Source organism: Amycolatopsis albidoflavus (assembly GCF_039525725.1).
Classification (GTDB): Bacteria; Actinomycetota; Actinomycetes; order Mycobacteriales; family Pseudonocardiaceae; genus Amycolatopsis; species Amycolatopsis albidoflava.
Genome location: NZ_BAAAHV010000026.1, coordinates 239,935 through 265,198 on the forward strand (window position 1 = coordinate 239,935; position 25,264 = coordinate 265,198).

General features: G+C 70.4%; 24 protein-coding genes. 9 read left to right on the forward strand and 15 right to left on the reverse strand.

Annotated elements, in window-relative coordinates:
• Positions 1-346: 346 nt before the first annotated feature.
• Both ABD156_RS41245 and ABD156_RS41250 read left to right on the forward strand, forming a co-directional pair.
• On the forward strand, positions 347-1,312 hold the full coding sequence (locus tag ABD156_RS41245) for a TerC family protein (RefSeq protein ID WP_344286476.1): 966 nt from the start codon (positions 347-349) through the stop codon (positions 1,310-1,312).
• A 38-nt stretch (positions 1,313-1,350) separates the two neighbouring features.
• On the forward strand, positions 1,351-3,279 hold the full coding sequence (locus tag ABD156_RS41250; RefSeq protein WP_344286477.1) for a S9 family peptidase: 1,929 nt from the start codon (positions 1,351-1,353) through the stop codon (positions 3,277-3,279).
• On the opposite strand, the gene ABD156_RS41255 is transcribed toward ABD156_RS41250, so the two are convergent.
• From ABD156_RS41255 to ABD156_RS41265, 3 genes are all read right to left on the reverse strand, one after another.
• Positions 3,272-3,928, reverse strand: a complete 657-nt coding sequence (locus ABD156_RS41255) for an RES family NAD+ phosphorylase (protein ID WP_344286478.1) — start codon at positions 3,926-3,928, stop codon at positions 3,272-3,274. The two genes, ABD156_RS41250 and ABD156_RS41255, sit on opposite strands and share 8 nt — an antisense overlap.
• Before the next feature lie 90 nt (positions 3,929-4,018).
• Positions 4,019-4,600 carry a DNA-binding protein gene (locus tag ABD156_RS41260; RefSeq protein WP_344286479.1) on the reverse strand — a complete coding sequence of 194 codons (582 nt, stop codon included), beginning with the start codon at positions 4,598-4,600 and terminating at the stop codon, positions 4,019-4,021.
• A gap of 600 nt (positions 4,601-5,200) precedes the next feature.
• Complete coding sequence (locus ABD156_RS41265) at positions 5,201-6,178, reverse strand: LacI family DNA-binding transcriptional regulator (protein ID WP_344286480.1); 978 nt, start codon at positions 6,176-6,178, stop codon at positions 5,201-5,203.
• A gap of 92 nt (positions 6,179-6,270) precedes the next feature.
• Here ABD156_RS41265 and ABD156_RS41270 point away from each other — a divergent pair, with 92 nt between their 5' ends.
• Complete coding sequence (locus ABD156_RS41270; protein WP_344286481.1) at positions 6,271-7,749, forward strand: FGGY-family carbohydrate kinase; 1,479 nt, start codon at positions 6,271-6,273, stop codon at positions 7,747-7,749.
• Positions 7,750-7,893: 144 nt separating this feature from the next.
• Here ABD156_RS41270 and ABD156_RS41275 read toward each other — a convergent pair whose 3' ends face one another.
• Positions 7,894-8,622 (reverse strand): AraC family transcriptional regulator, encoded by a 729-nt coding sequence (locus ABD156_RS41275; protein ID WP_344286482.1) that lies wholly within the window; start codon positions 8,620-8,622, stop codon positions 7,894-7,896.
• Between the two features lie 39 nt (positions 8,623-8,661).
• On the opposite strand from ABD156_RS41275, the gene ABD156_RS41280 reads away from it, so the two are divergent.
• The 3 genes from ABD156_RS41280 to ABD156_RS41290 all read left to right on the forward strand — a co-directional run bounded on the left by ABD156_RS41280 (position 8,662) and on the right by ABD156_RS41290 (position 10,866).
• Entirely contained in the window at positions 8,662-9,060 is a 399-nt protein-coding gene (locus ABD156_RS41280) for an NUDIX hydrolase (protein WP_344286483.1), read from the forward strand.
• Positions 9,061-9,258: 198 nt separating this feature from the next.
• Positions 9,259-9,738 carry an MmpS family transport accessory protein gene (locus ABD156_RS41285; RefSeq protein ID WP_344286484.1) on the forward strand — a complete coding sequence of 160 codons (480 nt, stop codon included), beginning with the start codon at positions 9,259-9,261 and terminating at the stop codon, positions 9,736-9,738.
• A 357-nt stretch (positions 9,739-10,095) separates the two neighbouring features.
• Complete coding sequence (locus ABD156_RS41290) at positions 10,096-10,866, forward strand: ABC transporter permease (protein ID WP_344286485.1); 771 nt, start codon at positions 10,096-10,098, stop codon at positions 10,864-10,866.
• Here ABD156_RS41290 and ABD156_RS41295 read toward each other — a convergent pair.
• Together ABD156_RS41295 and ABD156_RS41300 are read right to left on the reverse strand one after the other, a co-directional pair.
• Positions 10,842-11,528: a histidine phosphatase family protein gene (locus tag ABD156_RS41295; RefSeq protein WP_344286486.1), complete on the reverse strand. Its 687-nt coding sequence runs from the start codon at positions 11,526-11,528 to the stop codon at positions 10,842-10,844. The two genes, ABD156_RS41290 and ABD156_RS41295, sit on opposite strands and share 25 nt — an antisense overlap.
• 32 nt (positions 11,529-11,560) lie before the next feature.
• Complete coding sequence (locus tag ABD156_RS41300) at positions 11,561-13,438, reverse strand: Na+/H+ antiporter (protein ID WP_344286487.1); 1,878 nt, start codon at positions 13,436-13,438, stop codon at positions 11,561-11,563.
• A 60-nt stretch (positions 13,439-13,498) separates the two neighbouring features.
• On the opposite strand from ABD156_RS41300, the gene ABD156_RS41305 reads away from it, so the two are divergent.
• Positions 13,499-14,908: a carboxylesterase/lipase family protein gene (locus tag ABD156_RS41305; protein ID WP_344286488.1), complete on the forward strand. Its 1,410-nt coding sequence runs from the start codon at positions 13,499-13,501 to the stop codon at positions 14,906-14,908.
• A gap of 27 nt (positions 14,909-14,935) precedes the next feature.
• On the opposite strand, the gene ABD156_RS41310 is transcribed toward ABD156_RS41305, so the two are convergent.
• From ABD156_RS41310 to rnhA, 4 genes are all read right to left on the reverse strand, one after another.
• A complete protein-coding gene (locus ABD156_RS41310) occupies positions 14,936-17,575 on the reverse strand; it encodes a glycoside hydrolase family 2 protein (RefSeq protein WP_344286596.1) in 2,640 nt (879 codons plus the stop codon).
• A gap of 160 nt (positions 17,576-17,735) precedes the next feature.
• A complete protein-coding gene (locus ABD156_RS41315; protein WP_344286489.1) occupies positions 17,736-18,110 on the reverse strand; it encodes a YchJ family protein in 375 nt (124 codons plus the stop codon).
• On the reverse strand, positions 18,107-18,457 hold the full coding sequence (locus ABD156_RS41320; protein ID WP_344286490.1) for a DUF1801 domain-containing protein: 351 nt from the start codon (positions 18,455-18,457) through the stop codon (positions 18,107-18,109). Before ABD156_RS41320 ends, ABD156_RS41315 begins: the two co-directional genes overlap by 4 nt.
• 163 nt (positions 18,458-18,620) lie before the next feature.
• A complete protein-coding gene (gene rnhA, locus ABD156_RS41325; protein WP_344286491.1) occupies positions 18,621-19,100 on the reverse strand; it encodes a ribonuclease HI in 480 nt (159 codons plus the stop codon).
• Between the two features lie 91 nt (positions 19,101-19,191).
• On the opposite strand from rnhA, the gene ABD156_RS41330 reads away from it, so the two are divergent.
• Positions 19,192-19,977 (forward strand): DUF1684 domain-containing protein, encoded by a 786-nt coding sequence (locus ABD156_RS41330; protein WP_344286492.1) that lies wholly within the window; start codon positions 19,192-19,194, stop codon positions 19,975-19,977.
• 33 nt (positions 19,978-20,010) lie between these two features.
• Here ABD156_RS41330 and ABD156_RS41335 read toward each other — a convergent pair whose 3' ends face one another.
• From ABD156_RS41335 to ABD156_RS41350, 4 genes are all read right to left on the reverse strand, one after another.
• A complete protein-coding gene (locus ABD156_RS41335) occupies positions 20,011-20,676 on the reverse strand; it encodes a hypothetical protein (protein ID WP_344286493.1) in 666 nt (221 codons plus the stop codon).
• A 167-nt stretch (positions 20,677-20,843) separates the two neighbouring features.
• Positions 20,844-21,233, reverse strand: a complete 390-nt coding sequence (locus ABD156_RS41340; RefSeq protein ID WP_344286494.1) for a hypothetical protein — start codon at positions 21,231-21,233, stop codon at positions 20,844-20,846.
• A gap of 255 nt (positions 21,234-21,488) precedes the next feature.
• Positions 21,489-22,070 (reverse strand): TetR/AcrR family transcriptional regulator, encoded by a 582-nt coding sequence (locus ABD156_RS41345; RefSeq protein WP_344286495.1) that lies wholly within the window; start codon positions 22,068-22,070, stop codon positions 21,489-21,491.
• A 620-nt stretch (positions 22,071-22,690) separates the two neighbouring features.
• On the reverse strand, positions 22,691-23,368 hold the full coding sequence (locus ABD156_RS41350; RefSeq protein ID WP_344286598.1) for an MBL fold metallo-hydrolase: 678 nt from the start codon (positions 23,366-23,368) through the stop codon (positions 22,691-22,693).
• A gap of 78 nt (positions 23,369-23,446) precedes the next feature.
• Between ABD156_RS41350 and ABD156_RS41355 the strand changes: the two genes are divergently transcribed.
• Positions 23,447-24,277, forward strand: coding sequence for a YwqG family protein (locus tag ABD156_RS41355; protein ID WP_344286496.1), 831 nt, complete (start codon positions 23,447-23,449; stop codon positions 24,275-24,277).
• Here the strand turns inward: ABD156_RS41355 and ABD156_RS41360 are convergent.
• A complete protein-coding gene (locus ABD156_RS41360; protein ID WP_344286498.1) occupies positions 24,261-24,977 on the reverse strand; it encodes an RNase H family protein in 717 nt (238 codons plus the stop codon). The genes ABD156_RS41355 and ABD156_RS41360 overlap by 17 nt on opposite strands.
• Positions 24,978-25,264: the final 287 nt, after the last annotated feature.

The following is a 25,264-nucleotide window of genomic DNA, read 5'->3' on the forward strand; positions in this document are numbered from 1 at the left end:
CCGCCGCTCAGCCCCAAACGCCGGCGCAATCCCGCGGTGGTGGTACCGGAAGGGGGGAGGCGAGGGGGTTGGTGGATTCGGAGAGTCGCGGGGGGTTGGCTGTTGATGCCTGGAGTGGTGAAGAAGACACGGCTGGTTCGGTGATGTGGGCAACCTCGGCTGGCGTTTGCGGGCTGTAACCGGCAGACTGAACGCGCTGTGAGGGGAGTATTCCTTCGCGGCGGTGTCGTCAGCACGGTGACCCGGCAAAGCATTCGCCGAGGTCCCCGGCACCGTCGGCCGGTTTCGTACCGGCGGGAGAGACCTCCGGTTAGTTGCTGCTGCGCACTATCCGGAGGTTTCTGAGATGACCGTCCCCCTGTGGCTGTGGTTCGCGACAGTCGGCGGGCTGCTCGCGCTGATCGCCATCGACCTGGTGATCGTCGACCACAAGCCGCACGAGGTGACCACCGGCGAGGCCGCTCGCTGGGTGATTTTCTACATCGGCTGCGCCGTGCTGTTCGGCGCGGGCGTCTGGTTCTTCGCCGGGCACGACCCCGGGGTCCAGTTCTTCACCGGGTACATCACCGAGTACTCGCTGAGCGTGGACAACCTCTTCATTTTCATGATCATCATGACCTCGTTCAAGGTGCCCGCGATCCACCAGCACCGCGTGCTGCTCGTCGGCATCCTGCTCGCGCTGGGCATGCGGAGCGTGTTCATCGCGGTCGGCGCGGCGCTGATCAACCAGTTCGTGTGGGTGTTCTTCGTCTTCGGCGCGGTGCTCGTGTGGACCGCGATCAGCATGCTGCGCGGCAACGGCGACGAGGAGGAGTACCACGAGAACGCGCTCACCCGCTGGGTGCGCAAGCTCTTCCCGGTCACCGACGACTACCACGGCCACAAGTACCTGGTGAAGGAAGGCGGGAAGCGGAAGATCACCCCGATGCTGCTGGTGATCATCGCGATCGGCTCGGCCGACCTGCTGTTCGCGGTGGACTCCATCCCGGCGATCTTCGGCATCACCCAGGAGGCGTTCCTCGTCTTCACCGCCAACGCGTTCGCGCTGATGGGCCTGCGGCAGCTGTACTTCCTGCTCGGCGGGCTGGTCACGAAGCTCGTTTACCTCAGCTACGGCCTCGCGGTGATCCTCGCCTTCATCGGCGCGAAGCTCGTGGTGCACGCGCTGCACGAGTACCACCTCGCGCCGGACTGGCTCGACATCAGCAACTGGATGTCCCTCGGCGTCATCGTCGTGGTCCTCACCGTCACGACGGTGCTCAGCCTGGCGAAAGCCAAGCGCGACGAACAGCGGGCGGTAGAGGCGAAATAGGTCGTTTGCCTTGCTAAGGATCGGGTACGGTCGTCGGCATGCGTCCTGCCGACATCGAAGTCCTCGCCGTCCCCGGCCGTCCCGCGCTGCGCGGTGACCTCCTGCTCGCCGCGGTGAGCAGTCCCGACCTGGAAGCCGACCAGTACCGCAGCGCGATCCGGCGGATCTCGCTGTCGGGCGGCGAAACTCCGTGGACGCACGGTCCGCGCGACTCCGCCCCGGCGATTTCGCCGGACGGCCGCTGGGTCGCGTTCCTGCGCGCGGGCGACGGGAAGGGCGCCGAGGGCAGCCCGCAGGTGCACGTGATGCCCGTCGACGGCGGCGAAGCCCGGAAGCTGACGTCGCTGCACCTCGGCGCGGACGCTCCGGTGTGGGCCCCGGATTCGCGCTGGCTCGCGTTCACCGCGCGGGAAGCCGAGCCGGGCCGCTACGGCACCGAGGACGCCGACGAGCGCACGCCGGAGCCCGCCGCCGAGGCGCCGCGGCTGATCACCCGGCTCGACTACCGAATCGACAACGTCGGCTTCCTGCGCGACCGGCCGAAGCGGCTGTACGTGCTCGACACGTTCGAAGAGGGCGAGCCGGAAGCGGTGACGCCGCGCGATTACAGCGTCAGCCAGCCGGTCTGGACGCCGGACGGCGAGCGTGTCGTCGTGATCGTGCCGCACGATTTCGACCGGATTGAAACGCGCGAGCACGACCTCGTCGCGTTCCCGGTCGACGGCGGCGAACCCGAGGTGCTCGCGGCCTGCGCCGGGTACGCCGATCAGCCGGTGTACGCGGCGGACGGCACGCTCTACTTCTTCGGCACGTCCCATGAGGACGGTGTCGTCGTCGCTTCCAACACCGGGCTGTACGCGGTCGTGCCGGACGGGAAACCGCGGCGGCTGACCGATGTGGAGAGCGTGGACGTCGAGATCGGCTCCGGCCCGGCGGTTCCGCTCGGCGACGAGCTGCTGGTCGCTGTGCGCAACCGCGGTGCGGTGGAGTTGCGGGCGATCGCGACGGACGCCGACGGGGCGAAGTTCGACGACCTGCGCGTGCTGCACGCCGGACAGTCTGCGGTCCACGGATTCGCGGCGGACGGCGACACTGTCGTCGCGGTTGTGGCCGGGCTGGACACCGCGGGCGAGCTGGTGGTGCTCGGCCCGAACGGCCCGCGTGCGCTCACCGACTACTCGAAGCCGTTGCGGGACAAGGGTCTTTGCGAGGTCGTGGAACTCGAAACGACCGCGCCGGACGGGTACCCGGTGCACGGCTGGCTCGTGCTTCCCGAGGGCGACGGACCGCACCCGGTGCTGCGCGTGGTGCACGGCGGGCCGTTCGCCCAGCAGGAATGGACGGTGTTCGACGAGGCGCAGGTCTACGCGTCGGCCGGGTTCGCGGTCGTGCTCGGCAACCCGCGCGGCTCGGCCGGATACGGGCAATCGCACGGTACTTCGGTCGTGCACAACATGGGCACTGTCGATGTCGACGACGTGCTCGCACTGCTCGACAAGGCGCTGGAACGGCCGGACCTCGACGCGTCGCGGACCGGGATCATGGGCGGTTCCTACGGCGGCTTCATGACGAGCTGGGTCGCCGCGAAGTACCCGGACCGGTTCCGCGCGGCGTGGAGCGAGCGCGCGGTGAACGCGTGGGATTCCTTCGCCGGCAGCTCCGACATCGGCTACTACTTCACCGAGGGCTACGTCGGCGCGGACCCGGAGGAACAGCGTCTGCGCAGCCCGCTCAGCTACGCCGCCGACATCCGGATCCCGTTCGCCGTGGTGCATTCCGAGCAGGACTGGCGCTGTCCGCTGGAGCAGGCGCAGCGGCAGTTCGTGGCGCTGCGCCAGGCCGGCGTGGAGACGGAATTCCTGCTGTTCCCCGGCGAGGGGCACGAGCTGACGCGCTCGGGCAAGCCGCGGCACCGCGTGCAGCGGTTCGAGGCGGTGCTGGCCTGGTGGGCCCGGCACCTCAGCTGAGCAGCGTGTAGTTCAGCTCCTCGCACACCCGCCCGAGCGGCACGTCGAGCCCCGGATGGTCCAGCGGAAGCAGGACGTCCGGGGCGATCGGCAGCGCCGCGCCCGCGGGCGGGTCCCACAGGCACAGCGAGGGCCTGCCCGCGTCCATCGACGAGCGGTACCAGAGCCCGTCGAGGTCCGGCATCGCCCCGCGGATCGCCCGCGCCCACGCCTGGGTGATCTTCTTCGGGCCGCTGGAGATCTCCTGCGACGCGCCGACCCGGGTCGGCCACAGGCCGGTGAGGTCGAGCAGCCGCAGCACCCGCGTCGGGCGCACCACGACCAGTCTCGGGCCGCGCGTCGTGCGGTCCACCGTCGAGGTCGTCTGGAACACCTCGGCGACGCTCGTGCGCACGGTCAGGCCGAAATACAGCACGCCGTTGCCCGGGTCGGTGACCGGACGGCCGCCGCGGCCGGGCGGCTGCTGGTCGAACCGGCCGTGCGGGAGCGGGCCGGTGTAGCGGAAGGTGTTCCACTGCTGCGGGTGATTGCCGTGCGCGGTGAAGATGCGGACCAGCCGGGTCTCGGGCTGCACTGAAACCACGTCGTGGCTGCGGTCCAGCCCCTTGACCAGAGCCGACCGCGCCGGAGGCGAGGGGAGCCGGGCCATGCGGGGGAGGTTGTCCGTCCTGTGTCGGGGCAGGGGGCGGGCCTTGGCGCACGGAGGGCGGGGCGCGCGCAGGCGGGGAGGGTCAGCGGGTCAGAACGGCGAGCCGAGCGTGGCGACCAGCCGGGCGACCTGCTCGGGGTCGCCGCCGGCGAGCAGCCACTGCCGCGGCGTCGCGGGCCGGTCGCTGATCACCAGGTCGGCCTGCGGGGTGTTCATGAACGCGGCGACGACCAGTGCCGGCTGGTCCTCGGGGACGGCGCGCAGCACGGTTTCGAGGCCGGGCAGCACGCCCGCGCCGTTGAACTGCCACGCGGGCAGCCGCCATCCCTGGTCTTTCCAGCCGGTGAGCCTGCCTTCCTTGAGGCGGTGCCGGATCCGGCTGTCGTCGACGTTCAGCATCTCGGCGGCCTGGCCGACCGACAGCGCGGAATCGGCGAGCACGGCGTGCGCGGCGACGGTGCGCGCGCGGAAGTCCGGCTCGCCCTCGTCTCGCGGGCTCAGGTCGAGGCCGGCGTCGGTGAGCGCGGCCTGCTGGTCGGGGGAGAAGTAGTGCGAGGGGTCGGGATTGGGCGGCGACAGCCTGCGGGCCGCGTCCTCCACGAGCGTGAGGAACTCGTTCGCGTCGGCCTTGAGGCCGGCTCTGGCGAGAACGTTCTCCAGCGCTATCGACATACGCTCAGCCTAGCGCGTGTGTGCGGGTTCGTGCGGTTTCTGGCCTTTTTGTGGGTGAATTCACCAAAGATCGCCACGCATCGCACAGAAGTAAACACGATGCGTAGGCGATGTCGGGACAGTCTGCCCCGCACCGGGTGGCTTGTCCAGGCTTTCGAGTGCTTGACACTCCCGGACCGCGGATTTACGTTGCGAACGAGTAATCGGTTTCCCGCCCTCGGGTGCGGCCCGTGCTCCGCCGTCCGCGGCGGAAGCTGGGGGGACAGGGGGTGGGGCGTGCCTGGCGGCTCGGCGGATCTCCGCCGGGCCGCCAGGCACGTCGTTTCCCTCGGATTCCGTTTTCGCCCCGGGCGTGCTCGCCGGATTTCGCCGCGCGGTCCGGCGTCGGTGTTCCCCGGGGCTGTCGGCGGCAGTTGCGCGGCGTCCCGGCCGATCTCGTACGCGGGTTGCGCGACGACGGTCAGCGGCGGGTCGATCAACGTCGTCCACAGCGGAAGCCGGGGATGGGCGTGCCCCGGATGTGCTTCTCGCCCGGGATCTCTTTGGATTTCGCCGCGTTTCGCCGCGCGGCATGGCGTCGGCGTTCCCCGGCGCGTCCGGTCAGCGGTGCGAGCTTTGCCGGTCGATCAGCTGTGCGTCCAGGGTGGTGGTGACCGGTTCGCGGGTGCTGTCGGCGATGCGGGCCAGCAGCAGTTGCGCGGCGACCCGGCCGATCTCGTACGCGGGTTGCGCGACGACGGTCAGCGGCGGGTCGATCAACGTCGTCCACGGGGCGTCGTCGAACGAGACTATGCCGATGTCCCGCCCGGCCCGCAGGCTCCGCTCGGCGAGCGCTTCCAGCACCCCGATCGCCATCGTGCTGTTAGCGACCAGCAGCGCGTCCGGCGGCGTCGGCTGGTCCAGCAGGTCCCCGGCGGCGCGGCGGGCGCCTTCCGCGCGGTATTCGGCGCGCCGGTAGACCGCGTTCTCCTCGCCGACCGCGTCGAAGTAGCCGGACAGCCGGTCGTCGGCGGTGCGCACGCCCGACGGCCCGGTCAGGCACGCCACCTGCCGGTAGCCGTTCGCGACGAGGTGCCGGGCCGCCTGCCGCGCGGCGCGGCGGGTGTCGACGAGCACCTGGTCGCCGTCGGTGCCGGGCAGCGGCCGGTCGACCGCGACGACCGGCGTGCCGAGCCGGCGCAGGCGGGTGACGTTCGTGGCCGGGCCGGTCGGGGAGAGCAGCACGCCCGCGACGCGTTCCTGCAGCGCGACGTCGAGGTAGCGGCGTTCCTTGTCCTCGTTCTCGTCGGAATTGCAGAGCACGACCGAATACCCGGACACCTGCGCGAGATCCTCGACCCCGCGCGCGATCGAGGTGAAGAACGGGTTCTCGACGTCGGAGATGATCAGCGCCAGCACCGCGGTTTCCTGGCGGCGCAGATTTCTCGCCAGTCCGTTCGGGTGATAGCCGAGTTCCTCGGCGGCCTCGAGCACCCGAGCGGCCAGCTCGGGGTCCACTGTGGACTTGCCGTTCAGGGTCCGCGACACCGTGGCGGTCGAGACGCCTGCCCTGGCGGCGACGTCGCTGATCGTGGCCACCGAGCCTCCTCGTCCTGGCTTTCTTGACACCCCGGTGAGCGCAGAATACCTTGCCGGTAATCGTTTACCGTCCGCTTGCCGGGGGTGCTGTGATGCGACCGGGCCCGTTGCTCGGCATCGACATCGGCACGTCCAGTTCGAAAGGCGTCCTCGTGGGTGCGGACGGCACTGTACTGGCGCGCGCCGCCCGCCCGCACAGCACCTCCCGCCCGCGGCCCGGCTGGTTCGAGCACGACGCCGAAACGGTGTGGTGGGCCGGGTTCGCCGACCTGGTGCGCGAATTGCTGGCCGGCGGCCGGAAACCGGCCGGACTCGCGGTGAGCGGCATCGGCCCGGTGCTGCTGCCCGCCGACGCCGGCGGCCGTCCGCTGCGCCCGGCGATTCTCTACGGAGTCGACACGCGGGCCGGCGCGGAAATCGCCGAGCTGACCGCCGAACTCGGCGAAGCGTCCATTGTGGAACGCTGCGGGAGCGCGCTGTCGAGCCAGGCGGTCGGCCCGAAGTGGCGGTGGCTGTACCGGCACGAACCGGACGTCGCCGCGCGGGCCAGGCAGTTCCTGATGGCGAGCTCGTATCTCGTGCAGCGGCTGACCGGCGAATACGTGCTCGACCACCATTCGGCCAGCCAGTGCGACCCGATGTACGACCTGCGCGCGGGCGGCTGGGCGCGGGACTGGGCCGCGCTCGTCGCGCCCGGGATCGAGCTGCCGCGGCTCGCCTGGCCGACCGAGGTCGTCGGCACGGTCACCGCCGAGGCGGCCGCCGAGACCGGGTTGCCGGCCGGATTGCCGGTCACCTGCGGCACGATCGACGCGTGGGCCGAAGCGACCAGCGCCGGCGTGCGCGACCCTGGCGACACGATGGTCATGTACGGCACCACGATGTTCCTCGTCCAGGCTGCCGCCGAGGCGCGGCCGGTCGCCGGATTGTGGGCGACGCGCGGCGTTTTGCCGGGCAGCTACTCGCTGGCCGCGGGAATGGCGACGTCCGGCGCGATCACCGACTGGCTGCGGGAACTCTTCGACGGCGATTTCGCCGAACTGGTCGCCGCTGCCGGGCGCGTCCCGGCCGGCAGCCGCGGGTTGCTGATGCTGCCGTACTTCGCGGGCGAGCGGACTCCGGTGCCGGATCCGTTGGCGCGCGGGGTGATCGCCGGGCTGACCACGTCGCACGGCCGGGCCGAGCTGTACCGCGCGGCTTTGGAGGGAACGGCTTACGGGGTCCGGCACAACCTCGCCGCGATGGGCTCGCCCGCGCGCCGGCTGGTGGCGGTCGGCGGCGGTACGCAGGGGCGGGTGTGGATGGGAATCGTGAGCGACGTGACGCGGACGCCGCAGCATCTGCCGACGGAAACTGTCGGGGCGTGTTTCGGGGACGCGTATCTGGCGGCGGTGGCGGTCGGGCTGGAGCCGGAGATCGAGGCGTGGAACCCGGTCGCCGAGGTGATCCGGCCGGACCCGGAGCGGGCGGACCGGTACGACGAGTTTTACGCGCACTATCGGGCGTTGTATCCGGCGACGGTGGAGACGGCGCATTTTCTTGCGGGGCAACAGGATTTGGCGGCGGAGTGAGGCATGGGGGCGAATCAGGCGGCCGGAGTGAGTGCGGGCGGCGGCGGAGTGAGGCCTGGAGTTAGGCAGGCGGCCGGGTGAGTGCGGACGACAGCGGAGTCGCGCGCCTTCTTGTGCGGCAACGGGATCCGGCGGCGGAATGAGTTACGGGGCGAAGTAGGCGCTCGGGGTGAGGCCGGTGAGCGCCCGGCATTCGCGGGTCAGATGCGGCTGGTCCGAATAGCCCGCGGCGACGGCCAGGTCCGCGAGGGTCGCGGTGGCCGGTGCCAGCGCGATGGCGCGTTGCAAGCGCAGGATTCGGCGGTAGGTGGCCGGTCCGTAGCCGACCGCGAGGGTGAACAGGCGGCGCGCCTGGCGCTCGCTTCGGTCTGCTTTCGCCGGATGCCACGCGGACCGGTCGTGCGTAGGGGATTCTCGTCCGCCCGGGATCTCGGCGCCCCCGGCGGCTTCCGCGGCGAACTGCGCCAGCATCCGTTCCACCACCGGATCCGCCTGCACCTCCTGGTCGGTCGCGACGGCGGACATCGCGTCGGCGAGGTCGCGGCCGTCGAGGATCTCGTCGGCGAGGGTCGCGCCGCGGTGGTTCCACAGGTCCGGCAGGGAGACCCGGCTGTCGCGCAGTTCGTCCGCGCCCACGCCGAGCATCGCCGCCGCCGTGCCGGGCCGGAAGCGCAGGCCGCGCAGCCGGGTGCCGGGCGGGAACACCGAGGTCCACGCCGCCGTGTCCGGTCCGGCGACGAACACCTCGCCGCCGCCCGCGACGAGGTCCACGCAGCCGTCCGGGACGATCCGTTTCGGGCCGGGCTCCACCGACTCCCAGCAGCACCGCACGAGGCGGCGCAGGGGCTCCGGCGGAGGGCGTTCGCTGTACACCCCGCGATCATGCCTCGCGGGTACGACAGAATGCGTCCCATGACCCCGATCGACGCCCTGGCCTGGGTCCACGTGAAGGACCGGCGGCTGCTGTCCGTCCGCACCAGCGGCAAGCAGAAGTTCTATCTCCCCGGCGGCAAGCGCGAACCCGGCGAAGGCGATGTCGAGGGCCTGTGCCGGGAGATCCGCGAGGAACTGGGCGTCGCGCTCGACCCGCTCAGCTTCCGCTTCTTCGCGCTCCTCGACGAGCAGGCCGACGGATTCGCCGACGGCCGCCGCGTCCGGATGACCTGCTACACCGCCGACCACACCGGCGAACCGGAGCCCTCGGCCGAGATCGCCGAAGCCGCCTGGCTGCGCGCCGAGGACGCCGCCGCCTGCCCGCCCGCCGGACAGCGCGTGCTGCGGATGCTGTCCGAGGCCGGGCTGGTCGACTGATCACCCAGGGTCAAGTGGGGAGTGCGCGAGCGTCATCGGCATCGTGCGTGGTGACCGCACTCGTGAGCGAACCCGCTCTACCCCCAACAGGGTGAAAAGGAGCTCATTTTCTCGGGTTGGCTAACGCCGTGTAACGGTCTGGCGAAGAACCAGACGTCGCACTCGCGGGAAGTGCGCTCGAGAAGAGAAGACCTCTCCATGGGTGTTCCTGGCGCGACCCGGCCCACGGCGGCCCGGGGGGATTCGGGCAGGCTGCGGCCGCTCGGGAGCGTGGTGGTCGTGGTCGGCGTGATCGCCGTCGCGGTCACTGTCGCGTGGTACGTCATGCCGAAAGCGACCCCGGACCGGCCCGCCCCGGCCGCGTCGGTGCCGTCGGTGACCGTCGAGCCGGCGGTCGTGCACGAGGTGAGCCGCACGGTCGTCTACGAGCTGACCGGCGGCGACGTCGCGCGCAACCTGACCTACGTCGCGACCGGCGGCGACCTCGAACAACAGGCCGAGGTCCGCCTGCCCTGGTCGGTGACGGTGGAGCGGAAGGCTCCCGCCGAGCAGCCGGTGTTCAGCAGCCTGGTCGCCCAGAGCGCGGGGGCGCTGCTGTGCCGGATCCGGGTCGACGGGCACGTGGTCGCGGAGAAATCGGTGGCGGGGGAGGGCCGGCAGCTCAGCTGCAGCGCCTGATCCGGTCCGAAGCTCCCGGTACCGCGCTCCGATGCCGCATGGGGTGCGCTCAACGCACCGAACGCCGCATTGGGTGCATCTGACGCGCCCGATGCCGCATTGGGGCAGCGCTGGGGCATGAACGCCGCACGGAGTGCATCTCTGACGCACCCGACGCTGCATTGGGGCAGCGCTGGGGCACGAACGCCGCACGGAGTGCATCTCTGACGCACCCGACGCTGCATTGGGGCAGCGCTGGGGCACGAACGCCGCACGGAGTGCATCTCTGACGCACCCCACGCCGCATCGGGGCAGCTGTGAGGCAGGAGAAGGCCCGGCACACCGCAGCAAACTCCGGCCTGCGGCAGGATCACCTCCGTGAACGGTGCGATCGGGTTCGGGCCCGCGTTGATCGCCGTGCTCGTCGTGCTGACGCTCGCGGGTGCGGCCGTCGTCCGGTTCGGGCAGCTGGGACAGGGACGTGCGGTGCTCGTCGCGGCGATCCGCGCGGTCGCGCAGCTCGCGCTCGTTTCGCTGGTCATCACCTTCATCCTGCGTTCGGACTGGCTGACCGGCCTGTTCGTCCTCGCGATGTTCTCCATCGCCGCCGCGACGTCCGCCAGCCGGATCGGGGTGCCGCGGCGGATCGGGTGGGTCGCGTTGTCGCTGGCGTCCGGCGTCGTCCCGGTGCTGGGGCTGGTGCTGGGTTCCGGGGTCGTCCCGGCCAAGCCGATTTCCGTGGTGCCGGTCGCGGGGATCGTGATCGGCGGTTCGATGACCGCGACCTCGCAGGCCGCCCGGCGCGCGCTCGACGAGCTCAAGCAACGCCGCGGCGAGTACGAAGCCGCGCTCGCGCTGGGGTTTCTGCCGAGGCACGCCGCACTGGAGATCTGCCGTCCGTCGGCGGGGCACGCGTTGATCCCGGCTCTCGATCAGACCCGGACGGTCGGGCTGGTGACGTTGCCGGGCGCGTACGTCGGCGTGCTGCTGGGCGGGGCGAGCCCGCTTCAGGCCGGTACGACGCAGGTGCTGGTGCTCATCGGGCTGCTGGCCGCGGAATCAGTGGCGGTGCTGGTGACGGTGCAGCTCGTCGCGGCGGGGTTCATCCGCCGCGACGAGTCGGCTCAGCCGAGCGGGGCCGTCAGGTGAGAACGGTCGTTGAAGCCGCGGATCAGCCAGTTTTCGCCGTGCACCACGAGGTGTGAGATCGATCCGTTGTCCGCGCCCAGGAACGCGAATCGCTCCAGCGCGCGGCTCGCCTGGGCGAACACCTCGCCGATCACGCCGCCGTGGGTGAACACCGCGACCCGCTGATCCGGGTGCGCCGCGGCGATCCGCGTGAGTGCGGCGCGGATCCGCAGGCCGAACGCTTCGTCGGATTCCGCGCCCGGCAGGACGTCCCAGCGCTGCTCCTCCCACAGCTTCCGCGCCAGCGGATGCCCCTCGGCGGTGTTCTTGCGGAAGAGCCCGTTTTCCCATTCGCCCAGGTTGATCTCGCGCAGATCCGGCTCGACGGACGGGGTGAGGCCGAGCTTTTCCGCCAGCGGCGCCGCGGTCTGCGCGGTGCGCCGCAACGTGGTGACGTACACCGCGTCGATGCGTTCGGACGCCAGCCGTTCGCCCACGCGCGCGGCGTGGTCGCGGCCCTCCGGCGCGAGGTCCGGGTCGGCCTGTCCGTCGACGAGGTCGAACGGCTCGCTGAGCCGTTGCGGCATCGATTCCCCGTGGCGCACCAGGAAAATCTCGGTGGCGCCCGAGGGCGGGCTGAAGCGGTGCTGGCGGTACTCGACTTCCTGTTCGGGCGTGGTCATGCCCCGACCCTAACCGGCCCTGACCGGTGGGTTCAGCCGAGTTGCTTGTCCACGAAGCACCATCGCCAGGTCTCGCCCGGCTCGAAGCTGCGCATCACCGGGTGCCGGGTTTCGTGGAAGTGCTGCGAGGCGTGCTTGCCCGGCGACGAATCGCAGCAGGCGACGTGCCCGCACTTGAGGCACATCCGCAGGTGCACCCACGTCATCCCGGCCTCGACGCACTCGGCGCAGGAATCCGGGGAGCTGGGTTCCTTGTCCGGCCACTCGTGGCTGAGGTGCTTGCACGACCCGGCCGTGGCGGCGGGGGTGCTGAGTTCGCGTTCGGCCACCGGGGGTTCCTCCTCGTCGCGGTCGAGCATGGATTCTTCGATGTCAAGGCGGGCCAGCACGCGGCGCAGCACGGCGTCGTCGGCGGTGCCGCGGTCGCGCGCCTTCAGGAACTGTTCGCGTTCGGCTTCGAGCAGCTGGACACGAAGCCGACGGTAGGCGTCGCTCGGGGTTTCGGCGAGCGCGCTTTGCCGGCCAAGCTGTTCCCACGCGGCGTCGGACCGGCCCTGCAACCGGTCGCGCAGCCGTTCGATCACCTCGGGCGGGTCTTCCGGACGGCGCAGTTCCTCGAGTTTCGCGAGGGCGACGCGGGTCATGTCGTGCAGCACGGCGGCCTCCTGCAACGCGTCCTCCGCCGGGTCCGGACGAGGCAGCCGCAGGCGCCGGATCAGCGGCGGCAGCGTCATGCCCTGCACCAGGAGCGTCCCGGCCACCACGACGACCGCGGCCAGCACGAGCACCGCGCGCTGCGGGGTGTCCGCGGGCAGCACGAACGCCGCGGCGAGCGTGACCACGCCGCGCATCCCGGCCCACGAGATCACCGCCGAATAGCGCCACGGCCACACCTTGCCGCGTTCCAGGCCCAAGGTGTTCAGGAGGCGTTTCACCACGCCGATGCCGACCATCCACAGCATCCGGGTGAGGATCGTCGCGGCGAGGACCGCGGCGCAGATCCCGACCAGCTGCCACAGCGACAGCCCGCTCTTGCCGACCTCGTGCAGGATTCCCCGCACCTGCAGGCCGATCAGCAGGAAGACCATGTTCTCCAGCAGGAACTGGACGGTCTCCCAGTTCAGCCTGCTGGCCAGCCGCGACGGCCCGGACTGGATCCGCGGCGTCTGGTGTCCCTGGATAAGGCCGGTGACGACGACCGCCAGCACGCCGGATCCGTGCACCGCTTCAGCCAGCAGGTAGGCCGCGAAGGGCACCGCGAACGATAGCGCGGTGTCGGTGAGCGTGTCCTCCAGCTTCGCGCGCACGTACGTCACGATCAGCCCGACCAGGAAGCCCACGACGATCCCGCCGACGGCCGCGAGCAGGAAGTCGAGGCCGACCTGCCAGAGGCTGACCGCGCCGGCGATCGCCGCGATCGCGGTCCGCAGCGCGACGAGCGCGGCGGCGTCGTTGAAGAGGCTTTCGCCCTCCAACAGCCGGACGAGCTTGCGCGGCATCCCGACCCGGCGCGCGACCACGCTCGCCGCCACCGCGTCCGGCGGAGCGACGACCGCACCCAGCGCGATCCCGGCGGCCAGCGGCAATCCCGGCACGACCAGCCAGGCGACCAGCCCGACGCCGAACGCGGTGAACACCACCAGCCCGACCGACAGCAGCGCGATCGGCCCGCGCAGCTTGCGGAACGCGACCAGCGACGTCTGCAGCGACGCCGAGTACAGCAGCGGCGGCAGCAGTCCGATGAGGACGATCTCCGGGTCCAGCTCGTACTGCGGCACCCCGGGGATGAACGAAACCCCGACGCCGACCGCGACCAGGCACAGCGGCGCCGACCAGTCCATCCGGCGCGCGACGACAGTCACCAGGAGGACCGTCAGGACCAGCGCCACCAATTCCGCTGCGATTTCCACCGCATAATCATCACCTGCGGCCCCGGAGCGTGCGAGGGGGCCGGGGCTAGGCTGCGAATCGTGACGACGGTGGAGACGCGGGCCGGTGCCGTCCGCGGCGAGGTGCGGGACGGAGTCGGGCGTTTCCTGGGGGTGCCGTTCGCGGAGCCGCCGGTGGGGGAGCTGCGGTTCCGGCCGCCGATGCCGGTGGCTTCCTGGACCGGAGTGCGCGACGCGACGGAGTTCGCCGCCAAAGCGCCGCAGCCCGACGTGACCGGGAAACGCTTCGTCGGCGACGAGGACTGCCTGTACGTCAACGTCTACGCGCCCGAAGCGCCCGGTTCGTACCCTGTGCTGGTGTGGATCCACGGTGGCGGTGGCGTGATGGGCGCGCCGCACCAGTTCGACGCGTCCGCATACGCCCGCCGTGGCGTGGTCGTCGTGACCGTCGCGTACCGGCTCGGGGTGCTCGGCATGCTCCGGCTGCCTGGGGTTTCTGACGGGAATCTCTCGCTGCAGGACCAAGTTCTGGCGCTGGAATGGGTCCGCGACAACGTCGCAGCGTTCGGCGGCGACCCGCGACGCGTCACGCTCGCCGGGCAGTCCAACGGCGGCCGCACGGTAGGGACGTTGCTGGCGGTTCCGGCCGCGAAAGGGCTGTTCAGCCAGGCGATCGTGCAGAGCGGCACCGGCGTCGGGTCCGTCGTGCACACCCCGGCCGAGGCGGAAGCGGTCGGCGAGGCAGTGCTGGCTGAGCTAGGCCGCCGAGATCTGTCGACGCTGCCCGTCACGGAGATTTTGACCGCGCAGCAACGGGTCACGGCTCAGCTTGGCACCCTCGTGACGTACCGCGTGGTGGTCGACGGGGATCTGCTGCCGCAGCGGCCCGGCGAAGCGGTCGCGGACGGCGCGGCGCGGGACGTCCGGATCCTCACCGGCACCACCGCCGACGAGCAGGACCTGTTCTCCTGGCTGCAAACCGGCGGCGCGAAACTGCTCGGCACCGGCTCGACGATGCTCGAACCGGACGACATCGCGCGGATGACCGAGGCGTACCGGGAGCTGCTGCCGGACTGGCCGGAGGACCAGCTGGTGAACCGCGTCCGCACGGCGGGGGACTGGTGGCTGCCGGCGATCCGGCTCGCGGAAACCCAGCACGCGGCGGGCGGCACGGCGTGGATGTACCGGCTCGACTGGCGGATCGCGCCGCGCGGGAAGGGCCTCGGCGCGGCGCACGGGGTGGACCTGCCGTTCGTGTTCGACGACGTCCGCAACCCGAACTGGCGCTTCCTGTTCGCCATCGCCCGCCCCGATCCGGAGCGGCTGCGGGCGATGGCGGAGGAGATGTTCGCGACGTGGGTCCGGTTCGTGGCGACCGGTGATCCGGGATGGGCGGCCTACACACCGGAGGACCGCGTGACCCGGTTGTTCGACGACGTCAGCACGACGGTGTCCGATCCGGATTCCGGACAGCGTCGGCTGTGGGACTAGCGGGCGAACCCGCTAGTCCCACAACGCTTACGCGTGGACGGTCTGCGTGCCGGTGTTCCAGCCCGCGACCCGCACCGAAGGCGCGGAGCCGTGCAGATCGGCCGTGCGATAGGTGGCGGTGAGCGTCACCGATTCGCCCGGCCACAGGCTGACCTGGTTGTCCGACCAGCTGACCGGGAGCACCGGAGTGCCCGCGCTGTCCACCACGTGCGTGTCCACCATGAACGCCGGCGTCTTGCCCGACGAGGTGTTGGTGAGCTTCACCGTGGTGACAGTGGTGCCGTCCGGACCCGGCGCGGAGGTCGCCGTGGTGGCCACCTTCGCCGCGCCCAGCTTCGACAGCCCGGACAGGTCGGCGTACGACGACGTCGGCGTGTAGTACCAGTCCGACTTGCTCCAGTTGAGCTTGTCGTCCTTGGTGGACAGCCAGTACACGTTCCGGCTGACCTCCTTGCCCGCCGAATCGGTGAGCACCAGCTTCGCCAGGTAGGTGGACGAAAGCCCGCTGACCGAACCGATGTCGAGCGCCTTCGCGTGCGCGCCGCCGCCGTTGACCGACAAGTCCTTCTTGGTCTTCGAGAACTTCTTCGTGCCGTCGGTGTTGAAGAGCTCGACGGTGGCGGTCAGGCCGGACGCCTTCGTCGTGGTGGAGTTGACCACCTCAGCCGACTTGGTGTCGTACGAGTACTGGATGTGCAGCGGCTCGTTCGCCTTCTTGGCCCCGAAGTAGGAGCCGTTCTGGTCGAGGTAGGCGTCGAACAGCTGCCAGTGCAGCGACGTCCAGCCGCTGTTGAGCATCCAGTAGATGAGCCCGGTCGACGGGTCCTTGGAGTCGGTGAAGTTGCGGGAGTGCGATTCGAACTCCGCGCGGACGTTCTCGTACTGCGCCAGCTGCGCCTTGCGGACGAAGTCGTCCAGGCCGGTCGGCTTGCCGTAGCGGCCGGCCAGCGCGTCGCCGAAGATCTTCAGGTTGGCGAAGGTCTCCGACTCGGAGCGGTGGTACTGCGGCGCGGCCGGGTTCTTCCAGAGCGTTTCCAGCTCGGCGGGCGTCATCATCCGCTTGAGCGTGTCCATCGTCGGGATGTCCGGCCCGGCGCTGGTCTCGGAGTTGAAGTTCCACGCGCCGCCCGCGTCCTTGTGCGCCTTGTCGTACCAGTAGTTCGGCGGGACGTAGTCGTACGGGCCGTTCATCTTCATCCCGGACGGGCCGAGCTTCGGCGACGCCTTGGCCGAGGCCGCGGAGATCATCGCCGCGGGCCAGTCCGCCGCGGACAGCGCGTCGAGGTAGCCCTTTTCGATCCGCGCGTCGGGCGCGAAGTCGCTGCCGATGTGGAAGGACAGGACGCTCGGGTGGTCGCGCAGCCGCTCGGCTTCGGCGGTCATGGACGCCTTGGCGATCGGGTAGTCCGCTTCGGTCCACGGCTCGCCCTTCTCGTCGCCGTTGACCTGGCCTTCCCACTTGTCGCAGCATTCCCAGCCGGGCATGGTCAGCACGCCCATCCGGTCCGCGAGGTCGAAGAACGCGTCGGGTTCGATGTGGCCTTCGAGGCGCACCGTGTTGAGGCCGAGGTTCTTGACGTAGGCGAGCTTGTCGGCCGCGCGGCCCGCGTCCCAGCGCAGCAGCAGGTCGGGGGACCAGCCGCCGCCCTTGATCATCAGCGGCTTGCCGTTGACGAGGTACTGCCGCCCGCCGCTGGAGTTCAGCGGAGCCTTGACGTCGCGGATGCCGAAGCTGGAGTGGCTCGCGTCGGACGTCGTCCCGCCGACGGTCGCGGTGAGGTCCAGCTGCTGCATCGGCTGCCCGCCCATGCCGGCGGGCCACCACACCTGCGGCTTGTCGACGCCGATCACCGGGAACGAGACGGTCTTCTTCTCGTGCGCGGCAAGGGAAACGTCCTGGCTCACCGGTTTGCCCGCGACGGTGCCGGACACCGTGGCGCGAACCGCGGAATCGGAGTCGTTGCGGACGTCGGCCTTGGCGGTGAGGTCGGCGTGGTCGAGCGCGGGCACGTTCAGCTTCGTGACCACGTGCGCTCCGCGCAGCGCGACCGGCCCGCTGTGCCGGACGACGATCTCGCGGGCGAGACCCATGTTCTGGTCCGGCGGGGTCTGCGCCCAGTCGATCCAGCCCATCGACAGGTCGTTGTTCGGGTCGTTGGGGTAGACCTTGAACGCGACGCTGTTGACGCCCTCGTGGACCTGCTTGGTCACGTCGAGGTCGTGCCGGGTGTAGGGGCCGTTGACGTCGTCCTTGGTCGCGACGCGGGTGCCGTTGACCCAGATGTCGGCCTTGGACAGCACGCCGCTGATGTCGAGATAGGTGCGCTGCGACGGGTCGGCGACCTTGATGTCGGCGCGGTACCACCACGGGACCTTGAAGTCCGCGGTCGGCACGTTCTTCATGTTCGTGGAGTAGAACGGGTCGGAGTAGCGGCCGTTGGCGAGCAGCCCCGCGTAGACCGTCGACTGCGAGCCGACCGGGTACCAGCCCTTGGCGTCGAAGCCGGGTTTCGACACCGAGGCGTCGTCGGACACCTTGGCCGAGGACTGGATGAGATAACCGGGAATCGCGGCCTGGCCGGGCTCCGGCCCGGCCGAAGCGGCTCCGGCGACGCCGGGGATCAACGCGGCGGTCAGTGCGGCGACTGCTAACAGCCGTCCGGGCATTCTTGGCCGGCGTGGGGTCACGAGCGGTCCTCCTCGGGCTCCTGGCGGCGGCGATTGTTAGTAAAGTTCCTTAACGATTGCCGGTGATGGTAGCCGTCCGGAGCGTCCGGGAACAGACCTCGACGGGGTCTTTTCGCCCGATTTTCGCCTGCGGTTCCGCTTAGCGGGCGTCGACGTAGTACCAGCGCCCGCCCTCGCGGACGAACCGGCTGTTCTCGTGCTGCGAGTCGTCGCGACCCTGGTGGCGGTAGTGCGCGCGGAACTCGACGGTGCCCTCGTTCTGCAGCAGCGAGCCGCCGGTCTGGCCGAGGATCTCCAGCCGGGTCCACTCCTGGGCGGGATCGAGCCGCAGCCGCTTCGGGCGGGTGTCCGGATGCCAGGTGTCGAGCAGGTATTCGGGCTCCCCGACGGCGAACGCGCAGTACCGCGACCGCATCAGCCGCTCGGCGGTCGGGGCGTGCTGGTCGCCGCGGTGGAACCGGCCGCAGCAGTCGGCGTAGGGCTCGGGCAGGCCGCAGGGGCAGGGGTTGGTCACGCCGCTGATTCTGTCTCCAGTGCGAGAGCCTGCTGCACCCAGGCGGCGATCTGCTTGGCGTCGACGTCCTCGGCGCCGCGCAGCTTCACGTGGGCCATCTCGCGTGCGCCTGGTTCGAGGCCGCCGTCGAACAGCTGGCCGCGCCAGAAGGCGAGCGTCACGTACGAGCTGTACGCCTTCGCGAGGCAGACCGGGTTTTTGCCCACCTTCCAGGTGGGAGCGCCGTGGTAGAGCGCGGCCGGGTTCGGCATCGCGTCGTCGAGCACGGGCAGGAGCGCGGTGTAGACCTCGCGGAGCGCTTCGGGCTGCGCGGCGACGTACTCGGCGACGGTCGTGAACTTCGGCATGGCTTGTCCTCTCGGCTTTCTGATGCTGCCGAGCTTGCCAACCGATAGTTCTTCTTGTCAAGACGAATATTATTGTCGGTGGCACCGAGTGTGCCGACTAGATCGAAGCGGTGGTTGCCTTCGCACGCGCAGCACGCCGCCGTCTCGTGGCAGCGCGGCGCGCTCAGCCGCGAGCCCGGCGCACCCCGGACGCCGCGGCTTCCTGCGATCCCTTCACCGCGAGCTTGTCCGCGCGCTCGTTCTCCGGAAGCCCGGCGTGGCCCTTGACCCACAGCCATTCGACCTCGTGCCGTTCGCAGGCGGCGTCGAGGCGCTGCCAGAGGTCGGCGTTCTTGACCGGCTGCTTCGCCTGCGTCTGCCAGCCGTTCTTCTTCCAGCGCGGCATCCACTGGAGGATGCCGTTGCGGACGTACGTGCTGTCGGTGTAGATCCGCACCACGGCCGCGCGGGTGAGGCTTTCCAGCGCGCGGATCGGAGCCATCAGCTCCATGCGGTTGTTGGTGGTGACGGTGTCCTCGGCTCCGTACAGCTCGCGCTCGTGCTTGCCGTAGCGCAGGAGCGCGCCCCAGCCGCCCGGTCCGGGATTGCCGCTGCACGCGCCGTCGGTGTAGATCTCCACGGTTTGTTCCGTCTGCTCCGCCACCCGGCGACCCTACCGTTCCCACGTGCTGGGAGCCGGAATGCCATGCCGGGGCCGGCGTTGTGCCGTGGACACTCTCTGAAGGGATCCGGACATGGCGGTGGAGTTCGCGCAGGCGTGGCAGGACTGGAAAGCGGAGCGGGAAAAGACGCTGGCCGATCCGTACGGCTGGCTGGCGCTGGTGTCCCTCGACTGGCTCGAGAACGCGCCCCGGACGTACCCCGGCCTGCCCGGCCGATGGTGGCAGGACGCCGAAGCCGCGTACGTCGACCCGGACGGCGGGGAGTTACGGCATGAAGGCACTTTGCTGACTGATGTCCACCGCTTCGAGCTGGTGAACAGCGGCGCGGGCACCCGCGTGACGGCCGGCGCGGTAGAGATCGAAGTCGCGCGCCGGTCGGGCTACTTGATCCGCGTGCACGACCCGAAAGCCCCGGTGCTGCACGACTTCCACGGCGTACCCGCGTACGAACCCGACCCGGCTTGGGTTCTGACCGGCCGTTTTGAAGCCTTCGACGAGCCCCGTCCGACGACTGTTGGCGCGGTTGTGGAAGGACTGTCGCATGTCTACACCGCGCCTGGCCGGGTTGTCTTCGAGCGCGACGGTGTCGAGCACACGCTCACTGCGTTCAACGGCAAGACCGGTGGGTACAGCATTCTTTTCACCGACTCGACCAGCGGCGTGACGACGTATGCCGCCAACCGTTCCCTGCCCGTGGCCGAGGCTGCTGCGGACGGGACCGTGACGCTGGACTTCAATCGGGCGGTCAATTTGCCTTGTGCGTTCACGGACTTCGCGACGTGCCCGTTGCCGCCGGAGGGGAATCACCTGCCGTTCGCGGTGGAAGCGGGGGAGAAGCTGCCCTTCGAGCGGCAGTGAGATTTCGCTGATCGGGTCTGAGCGTTGCGGCCCTTACTTGATCGGCTCGGCGCTGTCCCCGGCCAGGAGCAACTGCGGCACTTGAGCGAGTGCCCAGCCGGACCCGGCCGGGGTCAGCACCCAGACGACGTCGAACCGGTCGTCCGGCCACTTCTGCGGCGTTGTCGCGCCGAACGCCGCGGCGAGCGCGGGAATTTCCTCGTGCTGCCAACTGATCAACGTCGGCTCCGTCCGCCGGGCGACCTCCGCGGCGAGCGCACTCTCGCTGCCCTTGGCGTAGGTGGTCAGGACGGTTTTGCCCAGCCGCTCCGCCACCGGCCCGGCGGTTTCCCGCGGCCGGGTGCCCTCGCCGCCGTTGCCGCCCGCCGCGTAGACAGCGGTCGGCCGGGCGAGTCCGTCCCGCAGCGCCCCGGTCGCCGGCGCGAACAACTCGACGAGCGCGCCAGCCCGGGTCCAGCCGCGGACGGTCAGCGAATGCGAATCAGAGTTGCCGTTCACGTCGATCCCTTGCGGCCCGGTCGAACCGGACGGTTTCTCGGCGTGGCGGACGATCATCACCCGCGCTCCGCCGGGCTGGGCGGGCGGCAGCGCGGCGGCCGTCGCTTTGGCCTGCTTCGAAGCGCAACTGGTGATGAGCAGCGCCGCACTGCCTGCCGCGCCGCCTAGCAACGTTCGTCGTGACCACAGCTGCGCTGTCATGCCGCTCCCCGAATCCGTGCCGCGAAAGTTGACCTTCGCCTGAGTACTCGGTGGAGGCGGACTGGGCAACACGCCGCGCACGGTTACAGGTGAATTCCCTTGGCGGGCTTGGGATTTTCCGTACTGTCCGGGTCGAGACGGGACAAAACGACGGACGCCCGCACGGCTCAAGCCCGAGGGCGCACGAGCCGCTCGCGGGCCAGCCGCCAGATCCGTTCCTGATCGAACGACGGCGTCCACCAGCCGTGGCTGCTCAACGCGCCCTCGTCGCGGAACCTCTTGATCACCTCGACGTGCGGCGGCCAGCGTACGAAGCCGTGCAGTGCGTCCTCGTCGCGCCAGACCGAGACCGAGCCGGTGCGTCCGAGAGTCGGCTGGCACCACAGCCACATGCCGACCGCACCGTCGAGTTCCAGCCAGCCGCGCCCGAGCCGGAGCCCAGCCCGGGCGACGGCAAGCATGTCCCGCCGCCGGCGCGGCCGGAACTCGGTGATCGCGACGAACACCGGTTCGCCGCCGTCGTCCGCCGGGCCCGCACGCCAACCGGTCCTCAACATGAAACGGCCCCTTCGCGCGAGGAATCTCGTCCCCCGGGGGTGGTCAGTGTCGGCTCAGACGGGCGGCCGGCAAGGGGATTTCCGTTGGTGCGCCTCGATCTTCGCTCATGACCGCCGCGCGATGCCAGCCGGCCGAGGCGCGACGGCGCGGCGCGGCCGGTCGACTCGTCCCGCGTCGAAGGGAGTAAAGAACGAACGATCGTGCTTTTCTTGCGGCAGAAACCATCCACAGCCTTGTCCTTCGGTCGATGCGGGTTACTTCGCGGCGGCGAGCAGGTTTTCGAAGGCGCGCCGGGTCCTCGCCTCCGCGGCGGGTTCGGCCAGCAGCCGGTGCGCGTGGAAGAAGCCGAGCATCACGCCGTGCAGGTCGTGGGCGAACTGGTCCGGGTCGGCGTCCGAGCGGAACCGGCCCTCGCTGATCCCGGTGCGGAACATCTGCGCGACCGAGTCGGTGAAGTCGAGATGGTCGCGCACCAGCTGGTCCCGGATCGGGCCGGGCTGGTCGTCGTACTCGGCGGAAGCCGACACGAAAAGGCAGCTGGGGCCGCCTTCCCGGCCTGCCGCGACCCAGTGCTCGAACAGCGCGCGCACCCTGGCCTCGCCCCTCGGGGCGGCCAGTGCCGGACGCACGACCTGGTCGGTGAACAGCTCCCGTGCGTAGGCGAGGACCTGCGCCTGGAGGGATTCCTTGGACTGGAAGTGGGCGAACAACCCGCTCTTGGACAACCCGGTGTCCGCCGCCAGCGACCCGATGGTCAGCCCCGCGAGACCGATCCGGCTGGCAGTCGCAGCGGCCCGGCCCAGCACGGCCTGCCGGGTTGCCTCGCCCTTGCTCATGGCACCTTTCTAGCACGATCGTTCGTTTCTGGCAGGGATTGCGGTCTGCCGGTTGTTCGCGGCGCCAACGGCAAACGGGGCCGCCCGGCAAGCAGGCAGCCCCGTCAGGGACGTCGTTAGTTCACCAGTCGTCCTGCGGCTCGTCGAAGTTTCGCGACGACACGTCAGCCGACTCTTTGTCGCGAAATCTGCCGGTTGTATGCGCGACGCGCATGGCGTGGGGCAGTGGCGTAGATCTGTTCAGGGCTTACGTACCGACAGATTGTCCTGTGATGACGCCCGAAACCGTCGCTTCCTGAGATGAGCAAGTAGTCGCCAGTCGTCACTCGACGGTGGTGGAACCAAGCATCGCTGCTCTTGCCGGATTCCTCGAAGCGGATCACCGCCTTCGTGCCCGTCCGTGCCAGCTGGTAGACCTTTCGGACCTGAACGAGGTCGGCCTCGGGGTGAGCACGTTGCCGAGCGAGCAGCAGTTCCCAGTTACCGCCTCTGCGTTTTCTGCGGAACAGCAGCTGGAAAAGCTTCCGGAGCAGTCGAAGCTCTGCCTTCAGCAGGGCGATCGGAACGCCCCCGCCGTAGTTGCCGTAACTGCGTGATCGTCGCGGGTAGGACAACTCTCGTCACCAGCCGCGTTCGCGCCACTCGGCCAGGTGCGGACGCTGCTCTCCCAGCGTCGAGTCGTCCCCATGCCCCGGATAGAACCACGTGTCGTCCGGCAGCTCGTCGAAAATCCGCGCCGACACATCATCCAGCAGCGACGCGAAATCCTCCGGAGACGACGTCTTCCCGACCCCGCCAGGGAACAGCGAATCCCCGGTGAACAAGTGGCCGTGCCCCTTCGGGTCCCGGTACAGCAGCGCGATCGACCCCGGCGTGTGGCCGCGCAGGTGGATCACTTCCAGCGTCACCTCGCCGACCTTCAGTGTGTCGCCGTGTTCGACCAGGAAGTCCGGGGGCACCGGCAGCGGTTCCGCGTCCAGTGGGTGCGCCGCGGTGTTCGCGCCGTTCGCTCCGGCGACCGCGCCCAGTGCCTGCCAGTGGTCGGCGTGCTGGTGGGTCGTCACGACGGTGCGCAGCGCGGGCCGGTCGGGGCCGTGGCCGATCAGGTCGGAGATGCGCTCCGGGTCGTTGGCCGCGTCGATCAGCAGGGCTTCGTTCTCCGCGCGGCACACGAGCAGGTACGCGTTGTTGTCCATCGGGCCAACGGAGAGCTTGGTGATGGTGAGCCCGTCCAGCGTCCGGCGCGCGGCGTCGCCGCCCGGTTCGACGTGTCCGGTGTAGGTGTCGGCGATGTTCACGAGTCCCCACGGTAGCCGGATCACCCGCGCGGCGGCCACGTGGCCGGTTTTGTCGGTGCCTGCTGTCAAGATCGTCCCATGACCTCTTGGATCGACCCGCTCGCCAAGCTGGCGCGCGAGAACCTTCCGCCGGACGTGGCCGAGGCGTGGGAAACGGTGTTCCGGCCCGCGGTCCGGCTCGCCGTGGGCGGGAGCGGCGCGCGCGTCGGTTATCTCGGCGGGAGCCCGGCGCTGCCCGCCGACGTCGAATGGCCAGTCTGGCGGGGCGAGCTGCCGATGAACTTCGTCGCGTCCGTGGACTGCGCGGCGCTGCCCCGCGTGCCCGGCGGGATCGAACTGCCCGCGTCGGGTTCGTTGCTGTTCTTCTATTGCGACGACTGGTTCCAGGCCGAGGCCCCGGTCGACCTGACCGCTCTCGGCGGGGTCGTGGTCGTTCCGGCCGGCGCCGAGACCGCCGAACGGGCCGCGCCGGAGGGAGTCGACGTCTATCCGCGGCTGGAGGTGTCCGCGGAAATCACCGGGACTTTCCCGAACTCCGAACAGGAGGTGCTGCGCCGCACGCTCGCCCGCGACGGGCTCCCGCTGTCTGATCCGGGCAACTGGTCCGAGGAGTTCTTCGACCGCCTCCGGGAGTCGACGGCCGCGCCGTACCACCAGATCGGCGGCTGCTCGTGGCCGATCCAGGGCCCGCCGGAGGATGAGGTCGCCGCGGCGGTCCTGCCGGACGACGCGGCCGAGGGGGAGCTCGCCGACGAGGCGCTGCGCTGGGCTTTGCTCGCCCAGATCGACAGCGACGGCGACGCGGGCCTGATCTGGGGCGACGTCGGCGTGCTGTACTGGCTGATCCGCGAGGACGACCTCGCCGCGGGCCGGTTCGACCGGGTCCGGTGCGTCATGCAGAGCGGCTGAACCCTCCGCCGCGCCGACGCCGCTGCAGCCACTCCGGCGTGCAGCAGTGCTCGCACGGTGCGAGCTCGCCCGGGATCACCGACGCCCACGCGATCCGGACGATCTCGTGAGTGTCGCGGCCCATCCGCTCCTGCCGCTGCTGGCCCCTGCGCAGCCAGTAGCAGTCGGCGTCGTTGTGGTAGGCGTTGCCGCCCGCCGTGCGGTATCCGTTCGGCAGGACTCCCGCGTCGAGCTGACGGCAGTCGGCGCAGTACGCCTTGGTCATGCCGTGCCTGCACTCGTCGTCCTCCGGCGGCGCGACCGGCCGCCCGGTCGGGCGCGCTTCCGCCGCGCGGCCGGCCAGTTCGGCGAGAAGGGCGCGGGCGTCCGGATCCTCGGCCGCCCGCCAGGTGATCCGGTGGCGAGCGGCGCAGGTGCGGAGCCGGGCGAGGAGGTCGTCGGACGCCTGGTCGTCCAGCGCGGTGCGCAGGTACTCGCTGTCGCTGTAGAGGTGCACGCGGACCGGCCGTTTCAAGCTTTCGAGCGCTTCCAGCGCCGCCGTCACCGCCATCCGGCCGGCGGTCGTGTCCGCCGCTCCGCCAACGAGGGATTTCTGATGCTCGCCGTACTTCAGCACCGCGGACCAGCCGCCCGGTCCCGGGCTGTCGCCGCCTTTCCCCGCCGCGTAGATCCGCACCGCTCCGGCTTCGTCGCTTGCCACGCCCGGAATCTATCGGCCGGGTCCGACAAATTCCGGAAAACCCGCCGCGGCGCCCTGCCCCCGGCCGGTCCCCGGGGGCCGCGCACCCGGGCCGGGCGGCCTTCGCCGACCTGTATCGTGGAACCGGGCCAGCCCGCGCACCCGCTCCGCCGCGCGGGGCCTCCGACAGCGTCCGGCGACCCCGCCGCGGGCCGCTTCCCCAGGCCCCCGGCGAGCGGAAAAGCCCAGGCAGAACACGTGCGGTCCGGTTTTTGTCGGTGGTCGTCCCTACCCTGGGCACGTCCGTC